Annotated in this window: 18 protein-coding genes; 2 read left to right on the forward strand and 16 right to left on the reverse strand. The window is 62.0% G+C overall.

The window, feature by feature from the left end; translation table 11 throughout:
- Positions 1-45 precede the first annotated feature (45 nt).
- Complete coding sequence (locus tag ACZZ0B_RS13880; protein WP_008081293.1) at positions 46-933, forward strand: LysR family transcriptional regulator; 888 nt, start codon at positions 46-48, stop codon at positions 931-933.
- On the opposite strand, the gene ACZZ0B_RS13885 is transcribed toward ACZZ0B_RS13880, so the two are convergent.
- Positions 930-1,550, reverse strand: a complete 621-nt coding sequence (locus ACZZ0B_RS13885; protein WP_008081296.1) for a cell wall hydrolase — start codon at positions 1,548-1,550, stop codon at positions 930-932. The two genes, ACZZ0B_RS13880 and ACZZ0B_RS13885, sit on opposite strands and share 4 nt — an antisense overlap.
- A 199-nt stretch (positions 1,551-1,749) precedes the next feature.
- Here ACZZ0B_RS13885 and ACZZ0B_RS13890 point away from each other — a divergent pair, with 199 nt between their 5' ends.
- Positions 1,750-2,607, forward strand: coding sequence for a CAP domain-containing protein (locus ACZZ0B_RS13890; RefSeq protein WP_463545492.1), 858 nt, complete (start codon positions 1,750-1,752; stop codon positions 2,605-2,607).
- A gap of 37 nt (positions 2,608-2,644) precedes the next feature.
- Here the strand turns inward: ACZZ0B_RS13890 and ACZZ0B_RS13895 are convergent, their stop codons facing one another.
- The 15 genes from ACZZ0B_RS13895 to ACZZ0B_RS13965 form a co-directional block, all read right to left on the reverse strand.
- A complete protein-coding gene (locus tag ACZZ0B_RS13895) occupies positions 2,645-3,700 on the reverse strand; it encodes a substrate-binding domain-containing protein (protein WP_463545493.1) in 1,056 nt (351 codons plus the stop codon).
- A 24-nt stretch (positions 3,701-3,724) separates the two neighbouring features.
- Entirely contained in the window at positions 3,725-4,750 is a 1,026-nt protein-coding gene (locus ACZZ0B_RS13900; RefSeq protein WP_463545494.1) for an ABC transporter permease, read from the reverse strand.
- Positions 4,743-6,299, reverse strand: a complete 1,557-nt coding sequence (locus ACZZ0B_RS13905) for a sugar ABC transporter ATP-binding protein (protein ID WP_463545495.1) — start codon at positions 6,297-6,299, stop codon at positions 4,743-4,745. The genes ACZZ0B_RS13900 and ACZZ0B_RS13905 overlap by 8 nt, the downstream gene beginning before the upstream one ends.
- A gap of 8 nt (positions 6,300-6,307) precedes the next feature.
- A complete protein-coding gene (locus ACZZ0B_RS13910) occupies positions 6,308-6,979 on the reverse strand; it encodes a methionine ABC transporter permease (RefSeq protein ID WP_008081307.1) in 672 nt (223 codons plus the stop codon).
- Positions 6,976-7,776: a methionine ABC transporter ATP-binding protein gene (locus ACZZ0B_RS13915; protein WP_008081308.1), complete on the reverse strand. Its 801-nt coding sequence runs from the start codon at positions 7,774-7,776 to the stop codon at positions 6,976-6,978. Before ACZZ0B_RS13915 ends, ACZZ0B_RS13910 begins: the two co-directional genes overlap by 4 nt.
- Positions 7,773-8,582, reverse strand: a complete 810-nt coding sequence (locus tag ACZZ0B_RS13920) for a MetQ/NlpA family ABC transporter substrate-binding protein (RefSeq protein WP_008081310.1) — start codon at positions 8,580-8,582, stop codon at positions 7,773-7,775. Before ACZZ0B_RS13920 ends, ACZZ0B_RS13915 begins: the two co-directional genes overlap by 4 nt.
- Before the next feature lie 27 nt (positions 8,583-8,609).
- Positions 8,610-9,656, reverse strand: coding sequence for an isopenicillin N synthase family dioxygenase (locus ACZZ0B_RS13925; protein WP_463545496.1), 1,047 nt, complete (start codon positions 9,654-9,656; stop codon positions 8,610-8,612).
- 266 nt (positions 9,657-9,922) lie between these two features.
- Entirely contained in the window at positions 9,923-10,828 is a 906-nt protein-coding gene (gene catA, locus ACZZ0B_RS13930; protein WP_463545497.1) for a catechol 1,2-dioxygenase, read from the reverse strand.
- A gap of 164 nt (positions 10,829-10,992) precedes the next feature.
- Positions 10,993-11,283: a muconolactone Delta-isomerase gene (catC, locus tag ACZZ0B_RS13935; protein WP_463545498.1), complete on the reverse strand. Its 291-nt coding sequence runs from the start codon at positions 11,281-11,283 to the stop codon at positions 10,993-10,995.
- Between the two features lie 27 nt (positions 11,284-11,310).
- On the reverse strand, positions 11,311-12,432 hold the full coding sequence (locus ACZZ0B_RS13940) for a muconate cycloisomerase family protein (RefSeq protein WP_463545499.1): 1,122 nt from the start codon (positions 12,430-12,432) through the stop codon (positions 11,311-11,313).
- A 22-nt stretch (positions 12,433-12,454) separates the two neighbouring features.
- The gene (locus tag ACZZ0B_RS13945; RefSeq protein ID WP_463545500.1) at positions 12,455-13,216 is read right to left on the reverse strand and encodes a 1,6-dihydroxycyclohexa-2,4-diene-1-carboxylate dehydrogenase; all 762 of its coding nucleotides are present in this window, start codon (positions 13,214-13,216) and stop codon (positions 12,455-12,457) included.
- A 250-nt stretch (positions 13,217-13,466) separates the two neighbouring features.
- Entirely contained in the window at positions 13,467-14,474 is a 1,008-nt protein-coding gene (gene benC / locus ACZZ0B_RS13950) for a benzoate 1,2-dioxygenase electron transfer component BenC (RefSeq protein ID WP_463545501.1), read from the reverse strand.
- A gap of 20 nt (positions 14,475-14,494) precedes the next feature.
- Complete coding sequence (gene benB, locus ACZZ0B_RS13955) at positions 14,495-14,983, reverse strand: benzoate 1,2-dioxygenase small subunit (RefSeq protein WP_463545502.1); 489 nt, start codon at positions 14,981-14,983, stop codon at positions 14,495-14,497.
- Positions 14,983-16,338, reverse strand: coding sequence for a benzoate 1,2-dioxygenase large subunit (gene benA, locus ACZZ0B_RS13960; RefSeq protein ID WP_463545503.1), 1,356 nt, complete (start codon positions 16,336-16,338; stop codon positions 14,983-14,985). The genes benB and benA overlap by 1 nt, the downstream gene beginning before the upstream one ends.
- A gap of 139 nt (positions 16,339-16,477) precedes the next feature.
- The gene (locus ACZZ0B_RS13965; protein WP_440096128.1) at positions 16,478-17,434 is read right to left on the reverse strand and encodes an AraC family transcriptional regulator; all 957 of its coding nucleotides are present in this window, start codon (positions 17,432-17,434) and stop codon (positions 16,478-16,480) included.
- Between the last annotated feature and the right edge of the window lie 56 nt (positions 17,435-17,490).

Below are 17,490 nucleotides of genomic sequence, written 5' to 3' on the forward strand. Positions count from 1 at the left end.
CAAGACGCATGCTTTGCACTCAATACCTGCATGGAACGCCATGTCATGTCCACCCCGGATCTGAACCTGCTGATCACCCTCGATGTGCTGCTACGCGAAGGCAGCGTTGCCCGCGCCGCCAAATGCCTGCGGCTGAGCCCGTCGGCCATGAGTAGGGCGCTCGCCCGTTTGCGCGAGACCACCGGGGATCCGCTGTTGGTGCGCGCCGGGCGCGGGCTGGTGCCGACGCCGCGCGCGCTGGCGTTGCGTGAACGGGTCGGGCAACTGGTGCAGGAGGCCGAAGCGGTGTTGCGCCCCGCCGAGATCCTCGACCCTGGCCAGTTACGACGCACCTTCACCTTGCGCAACACCGATGGTTTTGTCGAAACCTTTGCCGCCGCCCTGCTCGCCCGCATTGCCGAAGAAGCGCCCGGCGTACGCCTGCGCTTCGTGCAGAAAGCCGACAAGGACAGCACGCCGCTGCGCGAAGGTCGGGTTGATCTGGAGACCGGCGTGGTCGACGACAGCACCGACCCGACGCTGCACAGCCGCCTGCTTTTTCAGGATCAGTGGATCGGTGTGGTGCGCGAGGGGCACCCCTTGAGCAAGGGCAAAATCAGCGCAAAACGTTTTGCTTCAGGCCAGCACATTCTGATCTCACGCCGTGGACGCAGCAGCGGCCCGGTCGACGAAGCGTTACTCGCCGTGGGGCTGACGCGAGACATCGTCACTTCATTCGGCGGATTTTCGGCGGCGCTGACGCTGGTCCGCGAGTCAGACCTGATCGCCACCGTCCCCAACCGTCACACCGGCAAACTGCGCACGGGCCTGCACAGTTTCACACTGCCCTTCGACATGCCGCCGATCAACGTCTCCATGCTCTGGCATCCGCGTATGGATGCCGATCCGGCGCATCGTTGGTTGCGCGATTGCCTGCGCCAGGTGTGCGCCTAGCGCGCATCGCCGCCCGCCGGTTTATAGAAGAGGAACTTGCCGGTTTCGGCGGTCTTGCGGTACTCCTTGGCCCAACTCGGATGCACGTTGCGGTCATGGAAATACAGCGCGCCACGGGTGCGATCGGGCAACTGACGGTTGAGCGCCTTGCCGGCAATTTCCTTGGCCAGCGCGTACTCGGAATCTTCCTTGACCTGATCCGGCTTGCCATCGCACCACCAGGAAAACTGGCAGCTTTTGGTCTCCGAGCCCTGTTTGACCACGGCGCACACCGTGTCAGGAAACCCCTCGTGGCCGAGACGATTCATGACCACATTGGCCACGGCTTCCATTTCCGGTGTGTTCTTGCCCTTCGCCTCCCAGTAGATACTACGCGCCAGGCACGTGAGCGGGTCATCCAGCGGCGCCGCGCCTGCCGGGTCCACCGCTTGCGCTTCGGTCGGCGTGATTGCTTCGGATTTTGGCGCCGGTGCCGCGCTGACTTTGTCGGCGGCTTTCTCCTCCAGCACCTGGGCTTTTTCTTCCGCCTTCGCCTTGATCGGCGCCTGATCGGTGGCCCATGCCGCACTGGCCAACAAGGTAAATACGAGACAACCCGCCAAGCCTTTCAATCCCATGTCAGTTCTTCCGGCAGCGCCCGTGTCGGGCAAGGTGTTGCGTGGGTGAGAAGCCCGGTTTGCGGGCTCTTCGCAGAGTGTAGACGGCAAATTCGGGCGTATTGTTCCAGTGAAAAAAGCGCCGAATGAAGAAAAAGACATTGCGCCCACCGGGGGCGTTTCGCGCATCATGGGCGCATTCAGCCCAAGGGAGATTTCCATGCGCTTCATGCCATCCGTTTTGCGCTTTGTCGCGTTGTCCGCAGGCTTGGCGTCCGCAGCCTCGGCCATGGCCATGGCCACCGATGAATCGCAACTGGTCGAGTCAATCAACAGCTACCGCAGCCAGCCGCAGCGTTGTGGCTCGCAGGCCTCCAGCGAATTGCCACCGCTGGCCGCCGACCCACGATTGATCCTGCCTGCCAGCGGCGCCGTCGACCTGCAACAAGCCATGGCCCGCGCCAGTTACCCGATGGTCAACGTGCAAGCGATCACGCTCAACGGTCCGCGCGATGCGGCGTCGGCAATGCAGGCGATTCAGGAGAGTTTCTGTCAGGTGGTGCTTGATCCGCAGTTTGTCGACATCGGCGTCAGCCGCGCCGACCGCGACTGGCGCATCGTCCTGGCGCGGCCGCTGCTGTCGGCCAGGCTCGGCGATGCGCAGGCCGAAGGGCAAAAACTGCTCGAGCAACTCAACACGGCGCGCAGCCAGCCACGGCAATGCGGGGGTCAGGCGTTCGCTGCGGCGGCACCGCTGGCCTGGAACGCAACGCTGGGCAGCGTCGCCCAGGATCACAGCCGTGACATGGCCAATAAAAACTATCTCGACCACAAGGACCGCGACGGCCGCACCCCGGGCGATCGCGCCGAACTCGCCGGTTACAGCGGGCAATTGGTTGGCGAGAACATCGCCGCCGGCCAGGACACCGTGCGCAAAGTGGTCGATGGCTGGATCGCCAGTCCCGGCCATTGCGCCAACCTGATGAACCCGCAATACAAGGAGCTCGGCGCAGCCTACGCGACCGACCCGAAAAGCGATGCGGGCATTTACTGGACAGCGATGTTCGGCGCGCAATAAACACCATCAACGCCTGCGCGTTGATGGCCGCTGACGGTCAGTTGGCGACCGGTATCCACGCCGCCCGCGCAACGTTGGCGGTGTCGCCAAACGCCGGCAGTTTCTGCGCCAGGTCACGGACGTTCTTCACGTCCAGGTCGAGCAACTGCTGGCGGGTGATCAGCGTCGGTGGCACCAGCACCTGGTGCCCCGGATTTTCCCCGGCAATCAACATCGCCAGACTGCGCACGCTGATCGCCCCGGCCACTTGCGGGTTGACCGCCGCCGTCGCCGCCCAGGCGCTGTCCGGCTCTTTCATGATCTGGATGTCGGCGGTGGAAATGTCGGCGCTGTAGATTTTCACCTTGCTGGCCAATCCGGCTTCGTCGACAGCGATCTTCGCGCCTTTGGCAAATTCGTCGAACGGCGCAAAGATCACGCTGATCCCCGGATTGGCGCGCAACACAGCGCTGGCCTGATCCGCCACCGAGTTGGCAATCGGCGGATTGAGCGTGCCGAAACGCGCTTTCTCGATGATCCCCGGATTGGCTTTTTTCACCTGACTCCAGATTTCATCACGTCGCTCCATCGGGGTGAAACCGCTGATGTACACGTAGCCGGCGTCGAAGCGCGTGCCGTTGTCTTTCACCGCTTGGTCGAGCGCCAGACGCGCCAGCGCGTGGTGATCCTGTTCGACCTGAGTGACTTGCGGCGTGTTCAGGTCGACATCGAAGGCGACGACTTTGATGCCCTTGGCGAGCGCCCGGTCAATCGGCCCTTTCAAGGTTTCCGCCAGCCCCAGTTGCACGATGATCCCGTCCACGCCCAAGTCAGTCGCCTGATCGATCATCTCGCCCTGACTCGCCGCCTGTTGCCGCGCATCGAACACCCGCAGGTTGGCACCGAGCGCTTCGGTCTGCTTCTCGACGCCGCGCAAATACGCTTCGGGAAAATCCCCGGAGAACAAATACCCCACCAACGCAATTTGCACCTGCCCCTTATCGAACGGTGCCGGTGCGCCGGGCAATGCCTTGGCCTGCGCGTGTACCGCCAGCGTCGACAGCAACGCGGTGGCGAGGCAATGGCGGGCGAACTGTCTGATTGAACCGTGCATACAACTTCCTTGAATGAAAACGGCTCAACGCGCCCGATGCGCGAGGCCGAAAGTGAACATCAGGGCCAGCACCAGCACCAGTCCCTTGACGAAATCCTGCGCGTAGTACGGCGCGTTGAGCATGGTCAGGCCGTTGAGCAGCGCCGCCACCAGCAGCGCACCGATCAGCGTGCCAAAGGCGTTGGGCTTCTTCGCGCCGAGCACGGCAAAACCGATCAGCGCAGCGCCGAGGGCATCCAGCACCAGACCATTGCCGGAACTGACGTCGCCGCGTCCCAGGCGCGCCGCAAGCAACAATCCACCGAGCGACGCCAGCAGCGACGACAGCACGTACGCCAGCAGTTTGAAGCGCTGCACCGGCGCACCGGCCAATCGCGCCGCCTGCTCGTTGCCGCCGATGGCATAAAACAGCCGCCCAACGCGCGTACGCTCCAGAAACAGCCACACCGCTATCGCGACCACCGCTGCAATCAACACCGGGATCGGCACCACCTCCCACAAGCGTGCGCGCCCCAACGCGAGAAACGCCGCGCTGAACGTACCTTCGGTTTCTTCGCCATTGGGCAGGGTCATGCCCACGGCAATCGAGCGCCCGCCGGTGGGAATCAACTGCACGCCAATCACCAGGAACATGCTGCCCAGCGTCGCGAGAATGTCCGGCACGCGTAATTTGACGATCAGCCAGCCGTTGAGCAGCCCCACCAGCGCACCGCCCGCAAGGCTGATCAACACCGCCGGCACCGCGCCCCAACCGAGCACCACCATCACGTAACTGGCGATCATCAGGCTCATGGCGGCCACCGCGCCGATCGACAGATCAAGGCCGCCGACCGCCATGGTCAGCGTCACACCGAGCGCCAGCAACGCCACAATCGACACCGACTGGAGGATGCTGAACAGATTGCCGACGCGCAGAAACGCCGGCTCGGCAACGCTGAAAAACACCACGATCAGCGCCAGCAACCACAACAGGCCATAGCGAATCAGCGCGTGCAGCCAGCGCTCGGCGAAGGCCGGTGGAGTGGACAACAGTGAATTGGAATCAGGCACTCGCTCTGCTCCTTGGCGCGGCATGAAGGGAATGTTGGTTTACCTCGGTGCCGGCCAGTGCGGCCACCAGATCGGCGCGGTTCAGCTCGGCGCGCGGGTACTCGGCGACCACCGCGTGATCGCGCACCAGGAGGATGCGATCAGCGATTTCCAGGGCCTCGTCGACATCAGCACAAATCACCAGCGTCGCCCGGCCCTGGGCGCTGTCGCGCAGCAGTTGGCCGATTTCGCGGCGGGCGCGCACATCGACGCCCTGGAATGGTTCATCGAGGATCAGCACCCGCCCCTCGCCGAGCAGCCAGCGGCCAAGCACGACTTTCTGCTGATTGCCACCGGACAACGCACTCATCGGTACGTCGATGCCGGCGGTCTTGATCCCCAGCGCGGCAACCTGCGCTTCAACCGCTGCGGCCTCGGCGCGGTTGCGAATGAAACCGCCACGGGTGAAGCGCTCCAGAAACGGCAACGTCAGGGTGCACCGCAGCGAGAAATCCGCCACCAGTGATTGACTGGCGCGGTCTTCGGCGGCGAAGAACACCCCGCTGCGAATCGCCTCGCGCGGCGATCCGGGTTGCCACTCGACACCGCCCAACCGCAGGTGGCCCGCCGCCGCGTTGCGCAGGCCGAACAGCACCTCGGCAATCTCGCTTTTACCGGCGCCGAGCAAACCGGTGAGCACCACCACTTCGTTTTCGTGGAGCGTCAAGTCGAACGCTTGCGCGCGCGGCATAACCTGTATCCCGCGCATCTGCAGCACCGCAGGTCCGGCCACGCGCGGACGGTAAACGTGCTCGCCCAGCGCCTGCCCGAGCATCGCCTCAACCGCCTCCGGCAACTGCCGGGCGCTGAACTCACCGGCCAGTCGACCATCGCGCAGCACGATTGCGCGATCCGCCACCCGTTGCAGGTCCGACAGCCGATGCGAGATGTACAGAATCGCCACGCCACGGCTGCGCAACGTGTCGATCAAGCCAAACAGGCGCTGCGCTTCGGCATCGGATAACGCCGCCGTCGGTTCATCGAGAATCAGCAAGCGCGGTTGCAGGGCGAACGCCCGAGCGAGCACCACCAGTTGCCGTTCGGCCTGACCGAGATGTTCAATGGGTTGCTCCAACGGCAACGTCAGGCCGAGCCCGGCAGCGATGTGACCGGCACGTTCCAGCAGACGCCGGCGATTGAGCCAGAAGTCAGCTTCCGGCTGGCACAATTCATCGAGCAGCAAATTCTCGGCAACGCTCAATCCCGGAGCGATACCGTCGTTGATCTGCTGGTGCACCGCGACAATCCCGACCCGCCGTGCAGACAGCGGCGAACTGAACAGTCGCGGCTGCCCCTCAACGAAGATTGCGCCAGTATCAGCAAGTTGGCTGCCGGCGAGAATTTTCACCAACGTCGATTTGCCCGCGCCATTGGCGCCCAGCAACGCCACCACTTCAGCCGGATAAATTTCCAGGCTGACCCGCTCCAGTGCCCGGTTCGAACCAAAGGTCTTGCTCAGCTCACGTACCCGAATCAGCGGCTCAGGTGCCACGGCGACAGGTCCACTCATAAAATTCCTTAGCGGCGATGAGCCAGCGAACGCACGAGCCGATCGCCCAGGCTTTGCACGCCTTGAACGAGAATGACCAACACCACGACGGTGGCGACCATCACTTCATTGTTGAAACGCTGATAGCCATAACGGATCGCCAGATCGCCCAGTCCACCGCCGCCGATGACCCCGGCCATCGACGAAAAACCGATCAGCATCACCAGCGTCAGAGTGATCCCCGCGAGCAATGCCGGCAGCGCTTCGGGCAACAGCACTTTGAAAATCACGTGGCGAATGTCGCCGCCCATGGCGAGGATCGCTTCGATGCGGCCCTTGTCGACTTCGTCCAGGGCGTTTTCGACGATGCGCGCGAAAAACGGAAACGCACCGATGGTGATCGGCACCACCGCTGCGGTGCTCCCCAGCGTGGTACCAACGACCAGACGGGTCAGCGGAATCAACGCAATCAGCATCACCACGAATGGCAGCGAGCGGCCGAGATTGACCAGACTGCTGAGCGCCGCATTGAAACGCGGCATCGGTCGCAATCCGTCGCGGCGACTGATAAACAGCAGCACACCCAGCGGTAAGCCGATCAGCAGGGTGAACAGCCCCGCGAGCAGGACCATGTACAGGGTTTCACCGGTGGCGTTGAACACCAGTTGCAGGATTTCATCCCAATTGATCGTGCGGTTCATGACTGCGCCGCCCTTACGCCGTACTGCTTGAGGAAGGTCAGGCCCGGCGCGTCATGGCCCAGCGGCAGTCCGCAGGTCGGCCGTAAGGAACTGCCGAGCGCCGACTGTGGATCGGCCAGCAGCCGTGGCACCGGCCCGGCCTCGACCAACCGGCCGTTGGCCATGAACGCTGCGTGGTCGCAGATCGACTTGACCACGTCGAGTTCGTGGGTGATCAGCACGATGGTCAGGCCCAACTGCCGATTGATGTCGCGCAGCAATTGCAGAATCGACTCGGTGGTTTCCGGGTCGAGGGCGCTGGTGGCTTCGTCCGACAGTAGATACGCCGGCTCCGCTGCCAAAGCGCGGGCGATGCCCACCCGCTGCTTTTGCCCGCCGGACAATTGCGAGGGAAAGGCTTGTGCCTTGTCACTCAGGCCGACCAGTTCCAGCAGCTCGCGAACCCGCACATGGCGCCACGGTTTGCCGACATTGGCGATCTCCAGCGGCACCGCAATGTTGTCGAAGACGTTGCGCGAGTGCAGCAGATTGAAGCCCTGGAAAATCATGCCGATGCGTTGGCGTTGCTCGCGCAATTCGCGCTCGGACAGCGCCAGCAGGTCCACCCCGTCAATCAGGATCTTGCCGCTGTCCGGGCGTTCGAGCAGGTTGAGGCAACGCAGCAGCGTCGACTTGCCCGCCCCGCTACGCCCGAGAATCCCGTAGACCGCACCATCGGGAATGCTCAGCGAGACCTGATCCAGCGCCGGCTGCGTGGCCGACGGGTACGTCTTGCTCACCTGCTCGACGGCGATCATGGCTTGCCGCCCGCCACCGGGATTACCGAGCCGGCGAAGTTGTCGGTGATGTATTTGGCGACCTCGGGCGAGGTCAGGTCCTTGGCCAGTTGCGCAATGCGCGGGTCGTGTTCGAGCTTGGGCGTGGTCACCAGAATATTCGCGTAAGGATTGTGCTCGGCTTTCTCCAGACCCAATGCGTCCTTGGCGGGCACCAGGCCGGCGTCCAGCGCGTAGTTGCCGTTGATCACCGCCAGATCGACGTCGTCCAGCGAGCGCGGAATCTGCGGTGATTCGATTTCGAGAATTTTCAGTTGTTTCGGGTTCTCGGCGATGTCCTTGGGCGTTGCCTGATCGGCGGCCGGGTCGTTGAAACCGGGTTTGAGTTTGATCAGTCCGTTGTCCTGCAACAGGTACAAGGCGCGGCTCAGATTAGTGACGTTATTGGGCACGGCGACGGTGCCTTTGACCGGCACGTCGGCGAAGCTTTTGTGCCGGCGGGAATAGATACCCAGCGGTTCGATATGCACCGTGGCCGCCACCGCGAGTTTTTCGCCGAGGGCTTGTTCCTGAGACTTCAGGTACGGCAGGTGTTGAAAGTAATTGGCGTCGACATCGCCGTGTACCAGCAGCTCGTTGGAGTTCACGCCGTTGGGGATTTCGATGACTTTGAGGTTGAGTTGCGGATCGATTTTCTGGATGTACGCGAGGATCTGCGCGTGAGGCACCGGGTCGGCCGCCACGCGCAGCGGTTCCAGCGCCTGCGCCCCGAACGACGTCACCAGCGCGCCGAGGACGGCCAGGGTCAAACCTGCTTTTTTAATCATGTGCAAAGTCCTTGAGCGATGGATGAATCAGGCGGTTTTACGAACAGGTAATGGCGGCAGCAGTGCATCGGCGTAAAAGCGTTGCGCGACATCCGGGTGCGAGCGCAGGCGCCCCTTGAGGTAGTTCCAGCCAACATCGCGGAACAGCGGATTGAGCGGGTCACTGGCCGGCCCGCGTGCCTCGCGCAGCAGCAACGTCGGCAACGGATACAGCGGCACCACCGCATCGAGTTGCGCCCCGAGAAAGAACGCAATCGACAGGCGCTCACTGCCTTCCGGCGGCGATACCACGCGATGCACGGTGGCGCGCAGATAACCGTTGGAGGCCAGTTCGAGCAGTTCGCCGATGTTCACCACCAGGGTGTTTTCACGCGGCAGCGCGTCGATCCAGCGGCCCTCTTCGACCTCGACTTGCAGCCCGGCCTGCTGGTCTTGCAGCAAGAAGCTGAGGAACCCCGAATCCTTGTGCGCGCCGACGCCCTGCTGGCTCGCAGCATTTGCCTGGCCGGGATAGCGCATCAGCTTGATGTGCTCGTTGGGTTGGTCGCCGTAGAGCTGGTCGAAGGCATCGGCGCGCAACGACAGCGCCTGAGCGAAAGCACGCAGCAAGCGCAATGACATGCGCGTCATCGCTTGCTGCCATTCAAGCAGCAAGGGTTTCAGTTCGGGGAGTGCCGCCGGCCATTGGTTGGGGCCTTGCAATCGCGCCCACAGCGGGCTGTCCGCGTTCAGCGGCAGCGCCTCGCGTTCGGCACCCAGATCAAACTGTTCACGCTGATCGGGTTGACCGCGAGTGATCTCGGAGGCGGCTCGGTTGTAGCCGCGAAAGTGCGGCGAATTGATCATGCCGACGGCGATTTTCTCGCTGTCGGGCAAGGCAAAGAATTGCCGCGCATGCGCCTGCACTTGCTGGAGCAATGCGCTGTCGATGCCGTGGCCGGTGAGATAGAAGAAGCCGACGTCACGGGCGGCGTGGCGCAGGTTTTCAAGAAATTGGTAACGCTGTTGCGCGGTCCCTTCGAACAGGGACAGGTCCAGCGTTGGCAGAGCGGTGATATCCAAGGTATGCGGCATGATTCACTCCCGTGTGAATCAAACCTGAAGAACCTTTGATCGATTCAGCGTGTGCCGTCATGGCAATCGGGGGTCTATCGGTTTGATGCGTTGATTCGTCGTCGCAGACAAAACTAAACGATCTTAAAAACACCGATCCAATACCTTTTTCGCATTACCTTAGGCCAATCCCGGTAGGAGCTGCCGCAGGCTGCGATCTTTTGATGTTGGTTTTTTAGAAACAAGATCAAAAGATCGCAGCCTGCGGCAGCTCCTACAGTGGGGGGTCAGGCGCGCGGGCGTTGGCTGCGCTGTTCGGCGCTGGCGTCCGGCGCTGCTTGCAGCTGGAAGTCGAACGTGAGTTCGGCGTGGCGTCCCGAGGTTTCGCTTTCATGGAAGACGACTTCGCCGACCAGGCCTTCACGGGTGGCGTAGGCAAAGTCATCCCACAAGTATTGATCGCCCGACAGGTTGATCTGCGTGGTGAGGTGCCGATGCCCCGGCGCGCTGATGAAAAAGTGCACGTGCGCCGGGCGCTGGCCGTGACGGCCGAGCAGGTTCAGGCATTCCTGCGTCGGGCCCTGCGGGTCGCAGCCGTAACCGGACGGCACGATGCTGCGCACCCGATAGCGGCCCTCGGGGTCGGTGATGATGCGCCGGCGCAGGTTGTACGCGGACTGACTCGGGTCGAAGAACGAATAGGTGCCTCGCGTGTTGGCGTGCCACAGGTCAACGGTGGCGCCGGCCAGCGGTTGGCCGTGAGGATCGAACACCTGGCCCTCAAGCAGCATCCGCGTGGCGACGCCCTCCTCACTGCCGTCATCCATCCGGCACTCACCCTCGAACAGTGGCGCGCCGGCCACGTACAGCGGGCCTTCGATGGTACGGGGGGTGCCGCCGGTCAAGCCGATCTGCGCGTCTTTGGCGTCCTGCAGCAGATCAAGGAAATGCTCGATGCCGAGCCCGGCGACCAGCAACCCGGCTTCCGAGCGGCCACCCAGACGATTGAGGTAGTCGACGGCTTTCCAGAATTCGTTCTCGCTGATGTCCAGGTCTTCGATGATTTTCGCGCTGTCCTGCAGCACGCGCAGGACGATGTTTTTCAAGCGCGAGCTGCCGTCGTCGTTGGTGAAACCGGCGGCTTCGGCGAAGAATTTTTGCAACTCGGGGGTGTGGGCAATTTTCACGGTCATGGTGGCTTACCTCATCTTGTTGTTGTGTGAACGCAGTTCTTCAAACCACCCCATTCCCTTGTAGGAGTGAGCCTGCTCGCGATCGCGGGCTGTCAGTCGCCATTGATGTTGAATACATCACCGCAATCGCGAGCAGGCTCACTCCTACAGGGGGTTGGGTTGTTTCAGCGGTCGTCGGCGTGGATCGACGACGGATGGCGGCAGAGGCCGTCGATTTCGATGTCCATGTACGGGAACAACGGTAATTGCATCAGCGTGTCGTGCAGCGCTTCGACGCTGGGCACATCGAACACGCTGTAATTGGCGTAGTGCCCGGCGATGCGCCACAGGTGGCGCCATTGGCCTTCGCGTTGCAGCCGCTGCGCCAATTCTTTCTCGTCCGCCTTGAGTCGAGTGGCGACGGCGGGGTCCATGTCGATGGGCAATTTCACGGTCATTTTTACGTGGAACAGCATGGTGGCTCTCCTCTAGTGGTCAGCGGCTCAATGGCGGCGAAAACGCGCCAGACGTTGTTCGTCCAGGGTCAGGCCGAGGCCCGGTGTGTGCGGGATGTGCAGATGAAAATCGCGGTACTCGGGCCTTTCGGCGACGATGTCTTCGGTCAGCAGCAGCGGCCCGAACAGCTCGGTGTCCCAAGTCAATTGCTTGAGCGTGAGGAAGGCGTGGGCCGAGGCCAGCGTGCCGACGGAGCCTTCGAGCATGGTGCCGCCGTACAGCGCGATGCCGGCGGCCTCGGCGATTTGCGCGGTTCTGAGCACGGCGCGGGGGCCACCGTTCTTGGCGATTTTCAGGGCGAACACGCTGGCGGCGCCGTCAGCGGCGAGGCTGAAAGCATCCTCGACACTTTCAATTGATTCATCGGCCATGATCGGCGCCGGGCTGCGCTGATTCAGGCGAATTTGCCCCGAGCGGTTGACCCGCGAGATCGGCTGTTCAATCAGGTCAATGCCGTTGTCGCCCAATACCTGGCAGCCACGAATCGCCTGGGACTCATCCCAATACTGGTTGACGTCAACCCGCACACTGGCGCGCTCGCCCAGAGCTTTTTTGATCGCCACGACGTGCTTGAGATCCTGCTCCAGCGGGTTGGCGCCGATCTTCAATTTGAAGATGCGATGACGCCGCGCTTCGAGCATCTGTTCGGCCTCGGCAATGTCGCGGGCGGTGTCGCCGCTGGCCAGGGTCCAGGCCACTTCCAGGCTGTCGCGCACGCGGCCGCCGAGCAGTTCGCTGACGGGCAAACCGAGGCGTTTGCCCTGGGCGTCGAGCAGCGCGCTTTCGATGCCGGATTTGGCGAAGGTGTTGCCCTTGGCGAGCTTGTCGAGCCGCTGCATCGCCGCGTTGATGTTGTTGGCGTCCATGCCGACCAACGCTGGCGCGAGGTGCGCATCAATGTTGGCCTTGATGCTCTCCGGGCTTTCGTAACCGTAGGCAAGGCCGCCGATGGTGGTGGCTTCACCGATGCCTTCGACTCCATCGCTGCAGCGCAGGCGCAGGATCACCAGCGTCTGCTTTTGCATCGTGTGCATCGCCAGTTTGTGCGGGCGAATGGTCGGCAGGTCGACGATGATCGCCGTCAGGGTTTCAATCAGGATTCGCTGCATATCAATGCTCCGTGAGAAGTGCTCAACCAAGGTCGCCGCCACCGACCGGCAAGGTCACGCCGGTGATGTAGGAGGCGTCGTCGGAGGCGAGAAAGAGGATCGCGCCGACCTGTTCATCGAGGCTGCCGTAGCGTTTCATCAGGCTGCTGTCGAGGGTTTGCGCGACGATTTGCTGGTACCAGGCCTGCTCTTGCGGCGACTGTTCGCTGGCGTTGCGCGGGATGCGTCGAGGCGGCGCTTCAGTGCCGCCGGGCGCGGTGGCGTTGACGCGAATACCACGCTCGGCGTTTTCAAAGGCCAGGCACGCGGTGAGTGCGTTGATGCCGCCCTTGGCCGCGCCGTACGGCACACGATTGACGCTGCGGGTGGCGATTGAGGAAACGTTGACGATGGCGCCGCTACCTTGTTTGAGCATGTACGGCAGCGCGGCGTGGCAGCACCACAAGGTCGGGAATAACGAGCGACGCACTTCCGCTTCGATCTGGTCGACCTGGTAGTGCTCGAACGGCTTGGCCCAGATCGTGCCGCCGACGTTGTTGATCAGGATGTCGAGACGGCCGAAGGTGTTGATCGCTTCGGCCATGACCCGGGCGCAATCGGCGTATTGTTCGAGGTCGGCGGTCAGTGCCAGAACACCCTCGCCTTGCAGTTCGTGAACCAGTTCGGAGCGGTCGACGGCGACCACTTGCGCGCCTTCGCTGAGCAGGCGCTCGCAGACACGGCGGCCGATGCCTTGCGCTGCGCCGGTGACCAGCGCGACTTTGTTGGAGAATCTGTCGTTCATGACAACCTCGATGCAAACAAATAGCGAAACTGTGGTGAGGGGATTTAGCGAAACGTCGCACCGCCCCGATGGGGCGTGTAGCGGCCCTTCTTTTCAGCAACAATCGTCGGGGACTGCTGCGCAGTCCAACGGGGATAAATCCCCTCGCCACAGGTAAGGGCAGACCTACAGATGAGAGTCAGGCCACAGATTGGGGGCAATCCACAGATGAGGGGCAGACCACGATGAGAGGCAGGCCCACATACGGGGATCAGGCTGCGGCGAATTTTTCGTAGTAGAAATTCGCCGGAGTGATGCCCTGCTCGCGGATGTATTGGCTGACCGCCTCGACCATCGGCGGTGGCCCGCACAGGTAGACGTCGACGTCACCGTCGTTGAGGTGGCGCGGTTCGATGTGCTGGGTGACGTAGCCCTTGAGCGGGTGCACGCTCTGCGGGTTGGCCACACAGGCGCCGAAGCTGAAATTGGCGATGCGTGCGGCAAAGGCTTCAAGGCGATCGAGTTCAACCAGATCAAAGTCATTGGTCACGCCGTAGATCAAATGCACCGGATGCGCGCTGCCCTGCTCGGCGATCTTTTCCAGCATCGCGGTGAACGGCGCGAGACCGGTACCACCGGCGAGCAACAGCAGCGGCCGCTTGATCTCGCGCAGATAGAAACTGCCCAAGGGTCCGGCCAGATTCATGCTGTCGCCGGCCTTGGCCAGGCCGGTGAGGAAGCTGCTCATCAAGCCGCCGGGCACGTTGCGAATCAGAAAACTGACCTCGCCATTCTTCTGCAACGAGCTGAAGGAATATGCACGACTGTGTTCGCTGCCCGGCACTTGCAGGTTGACGTATTGCCCCGGCAGAAACGCCAGTTTGCTCAATGCCTCGCCCTTGATCGACAGCGCGATGGTGCTCTCGGACAACTGCCGGACAGCGCTGATCGACGCCTGAAAATTGGCCTGTTCGGTTTTGCAGACCTGCGAGCCAACCGGCACTCGCACCACGCAATCGCTTTCGGCGCGCATCTGGCAGGTCAGCACATAACCTTGTGCGAGTTCGTCGGCGCTCAAGGCGTCTTCGATGAAGTTGTCGCCCATCTCGTAACACCCGGCCTCGGCGAAACATTTGCAGGTGCCGCAGGCGCCGTCACGGCAGTCCAGCGGGATGTTGATGCCTTGGCGATACGCCGCGTCGGCGACAGTTTCATGGCCGCCGGCCTCGATGAAACGGGTGACGCCGTCTTCAAAATTCAGTGCGATCTGGAAATTCATGGTGCACCTCGCCGTGTCGACTAGATGTGGTAGATGTCGATGAGCTGACGGACGTAATCGTTTTTCAGGACGACTTTCTTGGCCTTGATCAGCGGCTGTTCGCCACGCAGATCGAGGGTGTAGAAACTGCTGCCGAAGTAGCTGTCGGTGACCTGATAGCGAAAGCTCAGGGTGTGCCAGTTGAAGCGCACCTGGCACTGGTCGGCGCTGTACTCGACGATCTCGATGTTGCTCAGGTTGTGCGAGGTGCGGGTGTCGGGAATCGTCGCGCTGGAGCGCTCGGTCTTGATCCGGAAGATGCGGTCTTCGAGGCCACCCCGATTGCCGTACCAGATCAGCGAGATTTCGCTTTGCGGGTCTTCGGTGAGCGTGTCGTTGTCGTCCCAGGCCGGCATCCAGAAAGTCGCGTCGGCGGCGTACAGCTCCAGCCATTGATCCCACTGGCCGTCATCGAGATAACGCGCTTCGCGGTAGAGAAAATCACGCACATTGTCGTAGAGATTGCTCATCACACAGCCTCCACGGGGATCAGTTGTGGCTCGGCGGCAGCGGCTTTGAGCATGGTCTCCTGCCAGTACTTGTGCTGCAGCACGAACAGGCCTTCGTCCTCAGTGCGCATACCGGAAAGCAATGGCTTGAGGTTGATTTCCTCGGCGGCAGCGTCGGCGCCTTCGACCCAATGGGTCGCGCCTCGGGACATGTCATTCCAGCCGCGCCCGGCGCCGTAACCGGTCTGGCACGAGCGGAACTCTTCCAGATCATCCGGTGTGGCCATGCCGCTGACATTGAAGAAGTCTTCGTACTGGCGAATGCGTTTGGCGCGCGCCTCGGCGCTCTCGCCTTTGGGGGCGATGCAGTAAATGGTGATTTCAGTCTTGTTGACCGAGATTGGCCGGGCGATGCGGATCTGCGAACTGAACTGATCCATCAGATACACGTTGGGGTACAGGCACAGGTTGCGCGAATTCTCGATCATCCAGTCAGCGCGCGCCTGGCCGAAATCACGCGCCAGTTCGTCACGGCGCTCATAGGCCGGACGGTCTTCAGGGTTGGCCCAGCGGGTCCAGAGCAGCAGATGGCCGTGATCGAAAGAGTAGAAACCGCCGCCCTTCTTCGCCCAGCTGCCAGCGCTCATGGTCTTGATCGCTTCACCCGCTTCACGTTGCTGGCGCTGGTTCTGGGTGGCGGCGTAGTTCCAGTGCACGGAGCTGACGTGATAGCCGTCGGCACCATTTTCGGCAGTGAGTTTCCAGTTGCCTTCATAGATATAGGAGCTGGAACCGCGCAGCACTTCCAGACCGTCCGGCGACTGATCGACGATCATGTCGATGATCTTCGCTGACTCGCCCAAGTGCTCGGTAAGGGATTTCACATCGGCATTCAGGCTGCCGAACAGAAAGCCGCGATAGGACTCGAAACGCGCGACCTTGGTCAGGTCATGCGAGCCTTCGCAGTTGAAGCTTTGCGGATACCCGGCCTCACTCGGGTCTTTGACCTTGAGCAGTTTGCCGCTGTTGTTGAACGTCCAGCCGTGGAACGGGCAGGTGTAGCTGGAACGGTTGCCGGATTTGTGCCGGCAAAGCATGGCGCCGCGATGGCTGCAGGCATTGAGGAACGCATTGAGCACACCGTCCTTGTTGCGCGCGATGAAGATCGGCTGGCGCCCCATGGTGGTGGTCAGAAAATCGTTGTTGTTGGGCAGTTGGCTTTCGTGGGCGAGGTAAATCCAGTTGCCTTCGAAGATGTGCGCCATCTCCAGTTCGAACAGACGCGGATCGGTGAACATCTCCCGCTTGCAGCGGTAGGCGCCCTTGTCTTTGTCTTCTTCAAGCATGGCATTGAGGTAGTCGATTCCCAGGGACATGGCCAGGGCCTCCATTGTTATTGTTCAGGCCAGGTCAGATTAGGGAGGCGCAGCACGGGGCAATAGCCGAATCCTGCAGATCGCTATCCGTTTTGTGCAGGACAGCGCGGCAGGTGATTCGGATTGTTTCGAAGGGCGATCAGTGGCGACGTTTGAAGGTGTGCGACGGCAGTTCGCCGAACTGCTGGCGATAGCTTTCGGAGAAACGGCCCAGGTGCAGGAAGCCGTAGTCCAGCGCCAGTTCGGTGAGGTTGCGCACCGGGCAGCTCGGGTCGCTGAGGCAGGCGTGAATGCGCGCAAGCTTGCGTTGACGGATGTATTGCATCGGCGTGACGCCGAGTTGGCGCTCGAACAGGGAGTACAGCGAACGCGGGCTCATGCTCGCCTGTGCGGCCAGATGTTCGGCGGGCAGATCGAGTTTCAGGTTGCGTTCGATGTAATCGAGAATGCGCTCGAAACTGACGCTGGGCGCACTCAGATTTTCGCGGCTGACGTTGGTGCTCATCAGCGAGATCAACTTGCTGCCGATGATCTGCGCGTAATGCTCCTGCACCCGCAACAACGGATCGCTGGCCTCGGCTTCCTGGCAGATCATCGCCAGCAGATTCGTGAAGCCTTCCAGCTCATCCAGCCGATAATGATTGCGCAGAAAACGAATGCCGTTCGAGGGACGTATCCAGCGCTGCTCGTCACACACCGACTCGAGCACGCTGACCGGCACTTTGAGGATGAATTTCTCGCAGTCATCCGAGTAGGTCAGATCAACCGGATCGTCCGGATTGATCAACAGCAACTCCCCCGGCACCAGATGCTGCTCGCGCTGGTGCCCGCGCCACAGGCAATTGCCTTGCAGCAGGACTTGCAGGTGGTACACGGTTTCCAGCGCCAATGATGTCACGCGAACACTGCCGCCATAGCTGATGCGGGCCAGATCGAGGTCGGCGAGTTTGCGATGGTTGAGGCTGGCTTGCGGATGGGTGGTTTTGGACAGACCGATGAAGTGCTGGCCGACGTGCTGATTGACGTAGTCGGAGACGGCATAAGGGTCAGCGTGACGAAACACGCTGCTGCGGTCGCTCAGCAGATGGCTGTCCATGGGGCGGTGCTCGATCTTGTCGTTATTATGGGTTCACGGTTTTACGGCATCACCGG

It is taken from the genome of Pseudomonas sp. AC247, assembly GCF_979258015.1.

Bases quoted from the DNA above. Each gene is read 5' to 3' on its own strand.
- catA (WP_463545497.1), bottom strand. From the start codon at position 10,828: ATGACCGTGAAAATTGCCCACACCCCCGAGTTGCAAAAATTCTTCGCC.
- ACZZ0B_RS13905 (WP_463545495.1), bottom strand. From the start codon at position 6,299: ATGAGTGGACCTGTCGCCGTGGCACCTGAGCCGCTGATTCGGGTACGT.
- benC (WP_463545501.1), bottom strand. From the start codon at position 14,474: ATGAATTTCCAGATCGCACTGAATTTTGAAGACGGCGTCACCCGTTTC.
- ACZZ0B_RS13965 (WP_440096128.1), bottom strand. From the start codon at position 17,434: ATGGACAGCCATCTGCTGAGCGACCGCAGCAGCGTGTTTCGTCACGCT.
- ACZZ0B_RS13910 (WP_008081307.1), bottom strand. From the start codon at position 6,979: ATGAACCGCACGATCAATTGGGATGAAATCCTGCAACTGGTGTTCAAC.
- benA (WP_463545503.1), bottom strand. From the start codon at position 16,338: ATGTCCCTGGGAATCGACTACCTCAATGCCATGCTTGAAGAAGACAAA.
- ACZZ0B_RS13915 (WP_008081308.1), bottom strand. From the start codon at position 7,776: ATGATCGCCGTCGAGCAGGTGAGCAAGACGTACCCGTCGGCCACGCAG.
- ACZZ0B_RS13895 (WP_463545493.1), bottom strand. From the start codon at position 3,700: ATGCACGGTTCAATCAGACAGTTCGCCCGCCATTGCCTCGCCACCGCG.
- ACZZ0B_RS13940 (WP_463545499.1), bottom strand. From the start codon at position 12,432: ATGCAGCGAATCCTGATTGAAACCCTGACGGCGATCATCGTCGACCTG.
- ACZZ0B_RS13945 (WP_463545500.1), bottom strand. From the start codon at position 13,216: ATGAACGACAGATTCTCCAACAAAGTCGCGCTGGTCACCGGCGCAGCG.
- ACZZ0B_RS13925 (WP_463545496.1), bottom strand. From the start codon at position 9,656: ATGCCGCATACCTTGGATATCACCGCTCTGCCAACGCTGGACCTGTCC.
- ACZZ0B_RS13920 (WP_008081310.1), bottom strand. From the start codon at position 8,582: ATGATTAAAAAAGCAGGTTTGACCCTGGCCGTCCTCGGCGCGCTGGTG.
- catC (WP_463545498.1), bottom strand. From the start codon at position 11,283: ATGCTGTTCCACGTAAAAATGACCGTGAAATTGCCCATCGACATGGAC.
- ACZZ0B_RS13890 (WP_463545492.1), top strand. From the start codon at position 1,750: ATGCGCTTCATGCCATCCGTTTTGCGCTTTGTCGCGTTGTCCGCAGGC.
- ACZZ0B_RS13885 (WP_008081296.1), bottom strand. From the start codon at position 1,550: ATGGGATTGAAAGGCTTGGCGGGTTGTCTCGTATTTACCTTGTTGGCC.
- benB (WP_463545502.1), bottom strand. From the start codon at position 14,983: ATGAGCAATCTCTACGACAATGTGCGTGATTTTCTCTACCGCGAAGCG.
- ACZZ0B_RS13880 (WP_008081293.1), top strand. From the start codon at position 46: ATGTCCACCCCGGATCTGAACCTGCTGATCACCCTCGATGTGCTGCTA.